This is a genomic window from Pseudoalteromonas ulvae UL12, from assembly GCF_014925405.1.
GTDB classification, from domain to species: Bacteria; Pseudomonadota; Gammaproteobacteria; order Enterobacterales; family Alteromonadaceae; genus Pseudoalteromonas; species Pseudoalteromonas ulvae.
In genome coordinates this window covers 659,534-671,876 of sequence record NZ_AQHJ01000023.1, presented here as the reverse complement: position 1 = coordinate 671,876, position 12,343 = coordinate 659,534, and the positions used below count along the sequence as shown (strand labels likewise).

Sequence of the window (12,343 nt, the reverse complement as noted above, 5' to 3'; positions counted from 1 at the left end):
TTTGATTGCTCGCTCCACTATATGGTGGGGCGAGCATGAGCGGTCTTTTCTTCGAAGAGTGTTCAGTCTGTTGTTAAAGCAACATACTTTTGCGCCAGCTCATCAAGAGATTCTTTATGAGTTGGATCGGGTTTGATGCAATCAATCGGACAGACACTAACACATGTCGGTGTATCGTAATGGCCGACACATTCCGTGCATTTTGCTGGATCAATTTGATATATTTTCTTGCCCATATAAATGGCCTCGTTGGGACATTCGGGCACGCACATATCACAATTGATGCATTTAGCGTTGATCAATAAAGCCATTGTTACACGCTGGCAGTTTGGGTACTAAATGGGTTGCGGGTGTCTTGATTCTCATCAAGATTACGCATCAATAACGCATGACTTAAATCGATATCTTCAGGAATGGGGATCTGCACAATGTGGCCCGAACCTTTGGCGTCATTAATGCGTTCACCTTTTTTGTTTTCCATATGATCTAACCTGAAATTGATATTGCCCTGTGGCGTCATCAACTCAAGTGAGTGACCAGTGCAGAATTTATTTTTAACATCAATATCAACTAAACCATTTTGATTTCGCCCTAAAATTTCTCCGACAAATTGCTGCTGATCGGATACCGAATGACCATAGTCATAATTTTGATAGGCTTGGTGATTATGGCGCTTTAAGAAGCCTTCAGTGTAACCGCGGTGGGCTAAATTTTCTAAGCTATGTAATAAGCTCATATCAAATGGGCGGCCAGCAACCGCATCATCAATCGCTTTTCGATAGACCTGCGCTGTGCGGGCTACGTAATAAAATGACTTGGTTCGTCCTTCTATTTTTAAGCTATGCACACCCATTTTGGTGAGTTGCTCAACATATTGCACGGCACGGAGATCTTTGGAGTTCATGATGTAGGTGCCGTGTTCATCTTCAAACGCAGGCATGTACTCACCGGGGCGACCTTGTTCTTCCAACATAAAGACTTCTTTTGTGGGTTCGCCTGCGCCAAGGGTTGGAATGACTTGTTTGGGATCAAACTGATGAACCATTTCGCCAGTTTCGGTTTCTTTGCCTGGCTTTACATCGTATTCCCACCGGCAGGCATTGGTACACGTGCCTTGGTTCGGATCGCGTTTATTAATGTAGCCAGAGAGCAAACAACGCCCAGAGTACGCCATGCACAATGCACCATGCACAAATACCTCAAGTTCAGTCTCAGGGCAAAGAGTGCGGATCTCGCCAATTTCTTCCAAAGACAGCTCACGTGAGAGAATAACGCGCTCAATCCCTTGTTTGGCCCAAAATTTAACAGTGGCAAAATTAACCGCATTGGCTTGCACAGATAAATGGATCGGCATTTCAGGCCATTTTTCACGAACAAGCATTATTAATCCGGGATCAGACATGATCAACGCGTCCGGTTTCATCGCTATAACGGGCTCTATATCTCGTAAATACGTATTTACTTTGGCGTTATGGGGAGCAATGTTCGATACCACATAGAGCTTTTTGTTTTGTTGGTGAGCTTCTTTTATGCCCAGTGCCAGATTGTCTAAATCAAACTCATTATTGCGCACTCGCAAGCTATAGCGGGGCTGTCCGGCATATACTGCATCTGAGCCATACGCAAAAGCATATCGCATGTTTTTTAAGCTTCCGGCAGGGGAGAGTAATTCTGGGGTAAACCCAGACGCTAAGATTGATGACATTATCATTCCTCATACATCGAACTGAGTCTTGGTCAGTTGCATGATTAAAAGCACGCCACACGGCAAGGGTGGCGAAAAAGGGAGCGAATGTAGCAAAACAAGGGGTGGACGTTGTTGATTAAGATCAATCTTTGGAGCCTTTTGCCGGATCCACAAAAATGTCATTGGCGGTGTTTAGACTGTTGCGGCAGATCACTTGGATCTTTATTGCGCGATTTTAATAGGCTTTTGTAAAGAAAAAGCGTATAATCCGCCGCCGTTGAATTTAAACTATTAACACAATTAATTTGGAGCATAAAGATGGCTTTAGAGCGTACTTTCTCAATCATCAAACCTGACGCAGTTGCTAAAAACCACATCGGTGCAATCTATAACCGTTTTGAATCTGCTGGCCTTAAAATCGTTGCATCTAAAATGGTTCACCTTTCTCAAGAGAAAGCTGAAGGTTTCTATGCAGAGCACAGCGAGCGTCCTTTCTTTGGTGCTTTAGTTTCTTTCATGACTTCTGGTCCAGTAATGGTTCAAGTTTTAGAAGGCGAAAACGCTGTTCTTAAAAACCGTGAAATCATGGGTGCAACTAACCCAGCTGAAGCGTTAGCAGGTACTTTACGTGCAGATTACGCTGATAGCATCGATGAAAATGCTGTTCACGGTTCTGACGCTGTTGAGTCTGCGGCACGTGAAATCGCATACTTCTTCTCTGACGAAGAAATCTGCCCACGTACTCGTTAATATTTGATTGGAATTTATTCCATTTAATCAAATTGTTGCGATATAAAGTAGTATGAAAAGGGCCTCGCGCCCTTTTCTTGTCAGTATGCTTAAGTAATTGTATTTATACCGTACACTTAGTTAAGCACATTGCAGTGTTCTCAAGATGCTTGTGTGAGCTAGCATTACGTATTATCAAAGTGGTCGAGGTCTCTTAAATGAGCGAAGCTGAAAAAGTGGTTCCTGTTGCAACGCAAGCTGCAACGACTAAAAAAATTAATTTACTTGATTTAAATCGCGAGGGGATCCGCGAGTTATTTGTCTCGTTTGGTGAAAAACCATTCCGTGGTGATCAAGTGATGAAATGGATTTACCATTTTGGCGTTGATAACTTTGATGATATGAGCAATATCAATAAAAAGCTCAAAGCACGTTTGCAGCGCGAATGTGAAATCCGAGCGCCAGAAATATCAGCCAAACAAGTGGCTTCCGATGGCACAATCAAATACGCCTTGATCCTTGATGGTGGTCAAGAGGTTGAAACTGTTTGGATCCCAGAAAAAGAGCGCGCGACTTTATGTGTGTCATCACAAGTCGGCTGTGCACTTGAGTGTACGTTTTGTTCAACCGCGCAACAGGGTTTTAATCGTAATCTCAAAGTTTCTGAAATCATTGGCCAAGTTTGGCGTGTCGCCAAAGACATCGGCTTATATGGTGATAGCACGCGTCGGCCAGTAACGAATGTTGTGATGATGGGCATGGGCGAACCTTTGCTGAATATTAATAACGTAGTGCCTGCGATGGAATTAATGATGGACGATTGGGCGTTTGGCCTATCAAAACGTCGTGTAACGTTAAGTACATCGGGTGTAGTACCTGCTCTTGATATTTTAAAAGAGAAAATCGATGTAGCGCTTGCGATTTCATTGCACGCTCCAGATAACGCACTGCGTGATGTGCTCGTGCCGATTAATAAAAAATACCCGATTGAAGAGTTTTTAGCGGCGTGTCGTCGTTATATTGATGGTTCTAAAGCAAATAAAGATGTCACCATTGAGTATGTGATGCTTGATGGGATTAATGACAGTATGGATCAAGCGCATCAGCTAGTCGAAACCCTTAAAGGGACGCCTTCAAAAGTCAATTTGATCCCATTTAACCCTTTCCCTGGTAATGAATACGGTCGTTCTAGCAATAGCCGAATTGATCGTTTCTCGAAAATTCTTCAGGCTGCTGGCATTACCTGTATTGTTCGAAGAACACGAGGCGATGATATCGATGCCGCTTGTGGTCAATTAGTCGGTGATGTTGTCGATAGAACTAAGCGTTTAGCTAAACGTAAAATGCAGCAAGATAATGCCATCTCGGTGAACTTAGTTTCTGATTCAAAAAACTAAAATCGAACTTTTTAAGCTGATGATACTCCAAGCTATTCGCAAATAAATAGATGAATGAAGACGTGATTGGGTTAAACTCATACTTCGGCTAAACAAAAGAGATAATTAATGCGACATTTATTAATAGTTGCTGGCGCGCTGGCAATGACAGGATGTGTAACTGAAAGTGTTTACTTAGGCAGTGATAAACCCGTTGTGGAAAAGCGGATTAATAATGAAGATGCGGCTAGAACGCGGATCTCTTTAGCTTTGAAATATTTATCAACAGGTGATAGCTCGCAAGCTAAGTATAATCTTGAACGAGCTGCTGTTTTTGCGCCAAAATTACCAGAGGTTCATTACTCCACTGCTTATTATTACTCGGCTGTTGGTGAAGTTGAATTAGCGAAAAAAAGTTATTTGCGTGCCATCGAGTTGGCACCGGATGATCCCAATACATTGAACAATTACGGGGTCTTTTTGTGTGGAAATGGCCAATACGATGAAGCGCAAGAGTATTTATTGGCTGCTATCGCAATTCCGAGTTATATCCGTGTAGCTGAAAGCTATGAAAACTTAGCTTTGTGTGCCATCGAAAATGATGAATTTGGCGATGCACAAGAATACCTCGAGTCTTCAGTTAAGCACAGCCCCCTGCGCAGCTCATCTTTAATTAATTTATCTGCGCTTTATTATGCCAAAAGTGACTTAATTAAGGCGCAAGATTTATTGGCGCGATATGAGGATGCTGGCCGAGTGTCTTCGCGCTCTTTGTTATTGTCTTATTTGATTGATAATAAAATGGGGCATATTCAAAAAGCAGAATCGACCGGAAAAATGCTGCAACAGACTTATTTTTCGTCACGTGAAGCCTTAGTTGTGCGTGAAAATAAAGTCGAAGACAGTGAATTTGAGCAATTGCGTCAGCAATACCGCAAAAGTGAGTTACGCAAAATTCAAAAAACGGTTGTACGCGAAGTTGAGCAACCAAAAATTAAGATAATTAAACGTAAATCTCCAGCTCAAGAAGAGGGATTAACAGAATCAAGCAAGCAAGCACAGATTGTTAATGCGCCATTGATAAAAGTGGATGCGATAGCAAGTGAACCTGCCCAGCCATTTATTGAAACGTCATTACAACCAACTGCGCCAGTCCAAACTTCTGAAAGTGAAATGGACAGTGCTGAGTCAATCTCGACACTACCACCGCTAAAAAGTAATTCAGATATCGAACAAACAATTGCAGATAGGCAAGCGCTTGGTTTAATTGAACTGCCGTTCCATGAAGTTAAAAAAGGTGAGACGTTATTTAGCATTTCAGTACGATATAATGTTAAGTTGCAAAAATTACTTGAATGGAATGGTCTGGCTCATGGTGACCAAGTCAATGCGGGCACTAAAGTGTATCTTAATGATCCGAATGTATATCACCGGGTTGTCGAGGGAGATACCTTATTTGGTATTTCAGTAAAGTATAATATTTTGATGAAAAAACTACTGGAGTGGAATGAATTAAGCTTTGAAGAGCACCTTACTCCAGGTCGAAAAATTTTATTAGTGGATCCTAAAACTTACTCATTATGAAAGAAAAAGAAGTAACTGAGCAAACACATATTGAACCCAGCTTACCATTGGTTGGACATTTTTTAACTGAAGGACGAGAAGCGGCTGGTATCTCGGTAGATGAGTTTGCTAAACGTTTAAATTTAACGTCAGCTCAGCTAATTGCACTTGAAAACAATCAACTGCAAGGTTTAGGCCCTGCGATATTTATCAAAGGGTATATTAAATCTTATTGTAAGTTCCTGAATTTAGAAGAAAGCTATCTTTTGGGCCTTTATGAGGCGCAAATTGGAGCGCCTGCTGCGACAAAAATGCAGAGCTTTTCGCGTCGTACAGAAAAAGAAGCTCATGATAACCGCTTGATGTTTGTCAGCTATGCAGTGTTAGTGCTGGTGATTGGTTTAACTGTTTTGTGGTGGTGGCAAAATAAAGAACCTGCTCAGTCTGTGGAATTACCAGCCACAGTTGAACAATCAGAAACAGCGACCGATATGCAAAGCAAAGATGATGCAATGCCAGATGAACTCTTTGTTGATGCAAAACCAGAGACTGTCGAAAACAAGCAGATTGTCGATCCATCAGCAAAAGTACCTGATGAAATTATCCATGCCCGTGATGAAGCTTTTAGTGCTTCGCAGCCGGTAACATTAGAAATAAACCCGGCTGAAGTTGTTGCTGAGCAACCAGTGCTTGAGTCATCTCAGTCAGCGGCTCTTACGGAACAAGAAGGCGATCAAAATCAAGTCGTGATGCATTTTCGTGGCGATAGTTGGGTTGAGATTTTCGATGCTTCAGCAGCAAGAGTGGCTTTTGGCGTTAAAAAAGCGGGTTACACTATGACAGTGACTGGTGAAGCTCCTTTTTCTGTCGTGCTTGGAAAACATCACCTTGTTGATATTCAATTAGATGGTCAAGCGGTTGATATTTCAGATTTTCCAACTAATCGCTTGGCAAAGTTTAACCTCCCTTTAACCGAGTAGTTGCTATGTTTTCAGAGTCTCCAATAATCAGACGAAAATCGCGCCGCATTTATGTCGGGAATGTGCCAATTGGTGATGGTGCACCGATAGCGGTGCAATCGATGACCAATACTGATACGTTGAATGTGGATGCCACAGTTAAACAAATTCAAGCCATTCAGGGAGCTGGAGCTGATATTGTTCGTGTGTCGGTTCCAACCATGGATGCTGCAGAAGCGTTTCGTAAAATTAGGCAGCAAGTTGATATTCCATTAGTGGCAGATATTCATTTTGATTACCGTATTGCGTTAAAAGTGGCGGAGTATGGCGTTGATTGCTTACGAATTAATCCTGGTAACATTGGAAGTGAAGATCGCATAAAAGCGGTGGTGGATGCCGCGGGTGAGCGCAATATTCCTATCAGAATTGGTGTGAATGGCGGTTCTCTAGAGCGTGATTTACAAGAAAAATATGGCGAACCTACACCTGAAGCACTGCTGGAATCAGCGATGCGCCATGTAAACATACTGCAACGTTTAAAGTTTGATAATTTTAAAGTATCAGTGAAAGCATCGGATGTGTTTTTAGCTGTGGGGGCTTACCGTTTACTTGCCAAAGAAATTGAACAACCTTTGCATCTAGGGATTACCGAAGCGGGCGGTTTCCGTTCTGGTTCAGTTAAATCTGCAGTAGGGCTAGGCATGCTGTTAGCTGAAGGTATTGGTGATACGTTAAGAGTTTCTTTGGCGGCAGATCCAGTTCAAGAAATTAAAGTTGGCTTTGATATTTTAAAGTCACTGCGTATTCGTTCTCGTGGCATCAACTTTATTGCTTGTCCAAGTTGTTCACGTCAAGAGTTTGATGTGGTCGCTACTATGAATAAGTTAGAGGAGCGCTTAGAGGATGTTATTACTCCAATCACAGTGTCTGTGATTGGTTGTGTAGTGAATGGTCCGGGTGAGGCGCTAATCAGCGATGTTGGGCTTGCAGGAGCGAATCGTCGTTCAGGCCTGTATATTAATGGTGAACGTCAAAAAGAGCGAATTGATAATAACAATGCCGCTGAGCAGCTTGAGCAAAAAGTACGAGAGTATTTAGCTAAAAAAGAGCAGCAAAGCCCAATTGATATCAAAATTGTCGAGTAAAACACAAATAAAACGACAAAGGCGCCCTTTGTCGTTTACGTTTTAGTCTAGATCGTTATAATTCTCTACTTTGAGCGAAAACAAGCTGTCGCATAAGCGCAAATATTAATCTTGTCTTTGCATGTAATCGAGTTAACTAGTAATTCATAGGACTATCTGTGGCCAAACAAATTCAAGCAATCCGTGGAATGAACGACTGCCTGCCAGGTGATACCCAAGTATGGCAGAAGGTAGAAGCAACGTTACGTGAAACAGTCGCCTCTTTTGGTTATCAAGAGATCCGCTTTCCGATTGTTGAATCAACAGATTTATTTAAACGTTCGATCGGTGAAGTAACCGATATCGTTGAAAAAGAGATGTACACCTTCGAAGATAGAAACGGTGACAGCTTAACATTGCGCCCAGAAGGGACAGCTGTATGTGTTCGCGCAGGCAATGAAAATGGTTTGTTGTATAACCAAGAACAACGTCTTTGGTATATGGGGCCGATGTTTCGTCATGAGCGCCCACAAAAAGGTCGTTATCGCCAATTTCATCAGTTTGGTTTAGAAGCCTTTGGAATTGCAAGTGCCGACATCGATGCGGAAGTTATTCTACTCACCGCTCGTTTATGGAAAGCATTTGGTATTTCTGATTATGTGCGTTTAGAGCTCAATTCGTTAGGTTCAAATGAAGCGCGTGAGCAATACCGTCAAACGTTAATTGCTTATTTAGAAGCGCATCAAGAGCATCTAGATGAAGACTCTAAACGTCGAATGTATTCAAATCCACTGCGTGTACTGGATAGTAAAAACCCTCAAGTTCAAGCTATTTTGGTCGATGCGCCTAAGTTGTCTGAAAACTTAGATGCTGAATCTGCAGAACACTTTGCAAATTTATGTGAACGTTTAGATGCGGCTGGCGTCGAATACCAAGTTAATGAAAAGCTAGTGCGTGGTTTAGATTATTATAACCGTACTGTTTTTGAATGGGTGACGGATAGCTTAGGGGCGCAAGGTACAGTGTGTGCCGGTGGTCGTTATGATGGATTAGTAGAGCAGTTAGGCGGTAAAGCAACTCCTGCTGTTGGTTTTGCAATGGGGATGGAGCGCTTAGTTTTACTACTTCAAGAGCTAAATTGTGTTGGTGAAGTGCGTCGTAATGCAGATGTGTATTTAGCTGCAATGGGCGATAAAGCAAGTATTCAAGCGCCTGTCATTGCTGAGCAATTAAGAGAACAAATCCCTGGCATTCGCATTATGGTGCATGCAGGTGGTGGTAATTTCAAAAAACAATTAAAACGCGCTGATAAAAGTGATGCGGTTGTTGCCTTAATTTTAGGTGATGACGAGTTAACGCAAGGTGTTGTAACGGTCAAATATTTACGAGAACACAAAGACCAGCAAACTCTTGAGTTAAGCCAAGCCGTTACTTTATTAGCCGACCTGATATAAGAGGTTAAAAATGGAAATTTATTCAACAGAAGAACAACAAGCAGAAGCGATAAAGAGTTTTTTTCGTGATAACGGAACCGCGTTAGTTTTAGGCGTCGTGTTAGGTCTTGGTGGCCTTTATGGCTGGAAAGCGTACAACCAAAATCAAGTCACAACAGCGGAAGCTGCCTCTGATGCATATACTCAATTAGTACAAGCGGACGCAGAACAAAATACAAATGTGTTAGCTGGTGCGGATGAGTTTATTAAGAACCATCAAGACTCAAGCTATGCGGTATTAGCAGCGTTTGTTGCAGCTAAAGAAGCAGTTGAAAAATCAGATTTCGCTACAGCTAAAAGCCAACTATCGTGGATCACAACCAATAGTAAGAATGCTGAGCTAACTGCGATTGCGACCACGCGTATTGCCCGAATTGAGCTTGAATTAAAAGAGTATGATACAGCGCTAAAAACATTAGCAACAGCCATGCCTGAAGCGTTTAATGCTGCAGTTGCAGAATTAAAAGGTGATGTTTATTTAGCGCAAGGTGATAAAGAGCAAGCACGTGTAGCGTATCAAAGTGCTGCTGATGCGGGTGGATTGACTAACAATGCCACATTGCAAATGAAACTTGATGATTTAGCCGCTGCACCAGCAGCATAAGGTATAGGCCATGAAAAAGATAACCATGGCGACTCTTGCATTATGCATGGCGTCATTAATGGGTTGTTCATCGAGTGATGATGAAGAAGAGTTGGTTTTACCTGAAATAGTCAACCAATTTGAAACCAACATTGCATGGCAAACGACCGTCGGTGATGGTGTTGAGCATTATTTCTCTCGTTTATCGCCAGCGAGTTACCAAGATACTGTTTATGTTGCTGCGCGTTATGGCCAAATCCGTGCGCTATCGCTCAGTGACGGTCAAGTAAAATGGCAACAAGATGCTCGTAAAAATATTGCATTTTGGCCATGGGAAGATGATGACAGTGCGAAGTTATCAGGCGGAATTTTACAGGCGTACGGTAAGGTGTTCATTGGTTCTGAGCATGGTGAAGTTATTGCGTTAGATCGCGAGACTGGTGACATCGCTTGGCGTGTCAAAGTACCAGGCGAAGCATTATCACGACCGGCTGCTGGCGATGGCTTAATCTTTGTTAATTTGGGCTCTGGTAAGTTAGTAGCACTTCACCCTGATACAGGTGAATTACGCTGGAGTTATGAGCAAGAGGTGCCAGCTTTAACCCTACGTGGTATGAGTTCACCGGTTGCTGCAAATGGCGGTGTGTTAGTTGGCGAAGAAAGCGGAAAGTTATCAGTATTGATTTCTGAAAGTGGCTTTGCTGCTTGGAAAGCGGATGTGGCGATAGCGAAAGGTGCATCTGAGTTCGAGCGCTTAGTTGATGTTGATACACAGCCTGTTGTTATTGGCAGCCAAGTTTTCTCGCTAGCCTATAATGGTAATTTAGCTGCAATCGATATTCGTTCGGGTAATGTCATTTGGAAACGAGAATATAGCGGTTACAGAGAGCTCGCAGTTGATTTGCAAAATATTTATTTAGTTGATAGCAATGGCTCAGTGTATGCCCTTGATAAATCATCAGGCATCGAGCGCTGGAGTCAACCTGCACTCAATGGTTGGTACTTAACTGGTCCTGCTGTATTTGGAAATTATCTGGTATTGGGTGACCAAGAAGGCAATCTCCATTGGCTAGATAAGCAATCTGGCGAATTGGTGTCTCGTGCTGAATTTGATAGCTCAGGCTTTTTCATTGAGCCGATTGTTGCGCAAGATAAACTCATTATCTATACCCGTGACGGTGAAGTGAGCGCTATTTCAGCACCATAAAATTAAGTTGTTATTATGTTGATACCAATCGCATTTAATAGCAAATAGCAGATCTTGCTGACTTATTTAAAGTGATTGGTATGTTAGGCTTCGCGTCGCGAAGCCTTTTGTTGTTTTTATAAGGGGTTGTTTATGCTTCCGGTGATCGCTCTAGTGGGGCGACCAAATGTTGGTAAATCCACATTATTTAATCGTTTAACTCGTACCCGTGACGCACTTGTCGCGGATTTTCCAGGCCTAACACGTGACCGTAAATATGGCCAAGCAAAGTATGATGAGTATGAGTTTATCGTCGTGGATACTGGCGGAATTGACGGTTCTGAAGAAGGAATTGAAACAGAAATGGCTGATCAATCGTTACTTGCGATTGAAGAGGCTGACGTTGTTTTGTTTCTTGTTGATGCCCGTGCTGGGATGACTGTTGCAGATCAAGCAATCGCTAACCATCTTCGTAAACAAGAAAAGAGCATCTTTCTTGTCGCCAATAAAATAGATGGCTTAGATGCTGACTCTAGCTGTGCTGAGTTTTATCAATTAGCCCTCGGCGAAGTGCATCAAATTGCTGCTTCTCATGGCCGAGGAGTCACTCAATTACTTGAAACAGCATTACAACCTGTTATTGAAGAGTTTGTTCGCATTCATGGCGTTGAAGAAGAAGACCCAGAACTTGAGCACTTTGATGAGTTTTATGAAGAAGGGCAAGAGCCTGATATTCATCATGAGTTTGCTGATAAACCGATAAAGCTCGCAATTATTGGTCGCCCGAATGTGGGTAAGTCAACGTTAACTAACCGTATTTTGGGTGAAGAACGTGTGATTGTGTACGATATGCCTGGGACTACTCGGGACTCGATTTACATTCCGATGACTCGCAATGAAAGAGAATATGTCTTAATTGACACTGCCGGTGTGCGTAAACGCAAAAAGGTCAGTGATGTGGTTGAGAAGTTTTCAGTCATTAAAACGTTAAAAGCCATCGAAGATGCGAATGTTGTTTTAATCGTTGTTGATGCACGTGACGGGATCAGTGATCAAGACTTGAGTTTACTTGGTTTTGCGTTAAATGCAGGCCGCTCTATTGTCTTAGCAGTCAATAAGTGGGATGGATTGGATGAGTATGTTAAAACACGGATTAAAACAGAGCTCGATCGTCGCTTAGGATTTATTGACTTTGCTCGTATCCACTTTATTTCAGCTCTGCATGGCACAGGTGTTGGTCATTTATTCGATTCAGTTAATGAAGCTTATGAATCGGCCACTAAGCGTATATCTACAGCGATGTTGCGACGTATTATGGATATGGCGCAAGCCGATCATCAGCCGCCGTTAGTAAGGGGTCGCCGCGTTAAACTGAAATACGCCCATGCTGGCGGGTATAATCCACCTATTATCGTTATTCATGGTAATCAGGTTCATGATTTACCTGATTCTTATAAACGTTATTTAATGAATTACTATCGTAAAGCATTAAAAATTATGGGCACGCCAATTAAGATTGAGTTCAGAGAAGGGGATAACCCTTTTGCTGGACGTATTAATAAAATGACGCTTTCGCAGCAAAGGCAAAGAAAACGCATTTCGAAAATGCACAGCAAAAAATAAGCTCTATTAAGTAAAAAGCC

At 42.3% G+C, this 12,343-nt stretch carries 11 protein-coding genes; 9 read left to right on the top strand and 2 right to left on the bottom strand.

Annotated elements, in window-relative coordinates:
- Nucleotides 1-62 precede the first annotated feature (62 nt).
- Together PULV_RS06565 and trhP are read right to left on the bottom strand one after the other, a co-directional pair.
- On the bottom strand, nt 63-311 hold the full coding sequence (locus PULV_RS06565) for a YfhL family 4Fe-4S dicluster ferredoxin (protein ID WP_193331211.1): 249 nt from the start codon (nt 309-311) through the stop codon (nt 63-65).
- A gap of 2 nt (nt 312-313) precedes the next feature.
- On the bottom strand, nt 314-1,705 hold the full coding sequence (gene trhP / locus PULV_RS06560) for a prephenate-dependent tRNA uridine(34) hydroxylase TrhP (RefSeq protein ID WP_193331210.1): 1,392 nt from the start codon (nt 1,703-1,705) through the stop codon (nt 314-316).
- A 300-nt stretch (nt 1,706-2,005) separates the two neighbouring features.
- Here trhP and ndk point away from each other — a divergent pair, with 300 nt between their 5' ends.
- The 9 genes from ndk (at nt 2,006) to der (ending at nt 12,323) form a co-directional block, all read left to right on the top strand.
- Entirely contained in the window at nt 2,006-2,437 is a 432-nt protein-coding gene (ndk, locus tag PULV_RS06555; protein ID WP_086744594.1) for a nucleoside-diphosphate kinase, read from the top strand.
- Between the two features lie 197 nt (nt 2,438-2,634).
- Nucleotides 2,635-3,813 (top strand): bifunctional tRNA (adenosine(37)-C2)-methyltransferase TrmG/ribosomal RNA large subunit methyltransferase RlmN, encoded by a 1,179-nt coding sequence (locus PULV_RS06550; RefSeq protein ID WP_086744593.1) that lies wholly within the window; start codon nt 2,635-2,637, stop codon nt 3,811-3,813.
- A gap of 108 nt (nt 3,814-3,921) precedes the next feature.
- The gene (pilW, locus tag PULV_RS06545) at nt 3,922-5,376 is read left to right on the top strand and encodes a type IV pilus biogenesis/stability protein PilW (RefSeq protein ID WP_193331209.1); all 1,455 of its coding nucleotides are present in this window, start codon (nt 3,922-3,924) and stop codon (nt 5,374-5,376) included.
- Complete coding sequence (locus PULV_RS06540) at nt 5,373-6,335, top strand: RodZ domain-containing protein (protein ID WP_193331208.1); 963 nt, start codon at nt 5,373-5,375, stop codon at nt 6,333-6,335. The genes pilW and PULV_RS06540 overlap by 4 nt, the downstream gene beginning before the upstream one ends.
- 5 nt (nt 6,336-6,340) lie before the next feature.
- On the top strand, nt 6,341-7,459 hold the full coding sequence (ispG, locus tag PULV_RS06535; RefSeq protein ID WP_086744590.1) for a flavodoxin-dependent (E)-4-hydroxy-3-methylbut-2-enyl-diphosphate synthase: 1,119 nt from the start codon (nt 6,341-6,343) through the stop codon (nt 7,457-7,459).
- A 158-nt stretch (nt 7,460-7,617) separates the two neighbouring features.
- Nucleotides 7,618-8,892, top strand: a complete 1,275-nt coding sequence (gene hisS / locus PULV_RS06530; RefSeq protein WP_086744589.1) for a histidine--tRNA ligase — start codon at nt 7,618-7,620, stop codon at nt 8,890-8,892.
- A gap of 10 nt (nt 8,893-8,902) precedes the next feature.
- Complete coding sequence (locus PULV_RS06525; protein ID WP_086744588.1) at nt 8,903-9,535, top strand: YfgM family protein; 633 nt, start codon at nt 8,903-8,905, stop codon at nt 9,533-9,535.
- Between the two features lie 10 nt (nt 9,536-9,545).
- Complete coding sequence (bamB, locus tag PULV_RS06520; RefSeq protein ID WP_086744587.1) at nt 9,546-10,721, top strand: outer membrane protein assembly factor BamB; 1,176 nt, start codon at nt 9,546-9,548, stop codon at nt 10,719-10,721.
- A gap of 132 nt (nt 10,722-10,853) precedes the next feature.
- A complete protein-coding gene (gene der / locus PULV_RS06515; protein ID WP_086744586.1) occupies nt 10,854-12,323 on the top strand; it encodes a ribosome biogenesis GTPase Der in 1,470 nt (489 codons plus the stop codon).
- The last annotated feature ends 20 nt before the right edge of the window (nt 12,324-12,343 follow it).

What these genes read in the sequence shown, in the direction of transcription:
- bamB (WP_086744587.1), top strand. Translation starts at nt 9,546, where the DNA reads ATGAAAAAGATAACCATGGCGACTCTTGCATTATGCATGGCGTCATTA.
- PULV_RS06525 (WP_086744588.1), top strand. Translation starts at nt 8,903, where the DNA reads ATGGAAATTTATTCAACAGAAGAACAACAAGCAGAAGCGATAAAGAGT.
- pilW (WP_193331209.1), top strand. Translation starts at nt 3,922, where the DNA reads ATGCGACATTTATTAATAGTTGCTGGCGCGCTGGCAATGACAGGATGT.
- ndk (WP_086744594.1), top strand. Translation starts at nt 2,006, where the DNA reads ATGGCTTTAGAGCGTACTTTCTCAATCATCAAACCTGACGCAGTTGCT.
- PULV_RS06565 (WP_193331211.1), bottom strand. Translation starts at nt 311, where the DNA reads ATGGCTTTATTGATCAACGCTAAATGCATCAATTGTGATATGTGCGTG.
- PULV_RS06540 (WP_193331208.1), top strand. Translation starts at nt 5,373, where the DNA reads ATGAAAGAAAAAGAAGTAACTGAGCAAACACATATTGAACCCAGCTTA.
- ispG (WP_086744590.1), top strand. Translation starts at nt 6,341, where the DNA reads ATGTTTTCAGAGTCTCCAATAATCAGACGAAAATCGCGCCGCATTTAT.
- PULV_RS06550 (WP_086744593.1), top strand. Translation starts at nt 2,635, where the DNA reads ATGAGCGAAGCTGAAAAAGTGGTTCCTGTTGCAACGCAAGCTGCAACG.
- trhP (WP_193331210.1), bottom strand. Translation starts at nt 1,705, where the DNA reads ATGTCATCAATCTTAGCGTCTGGGTTTACCCCAGAATTACTCTCCCCT.
- der (WP_086744586.1), top strand. Translation starts at nt 10,854, where the DNA reads ATGCTTCCGGTGATCGCTCTAGTGGGGCGACCAAATGTTGGTAAATCC.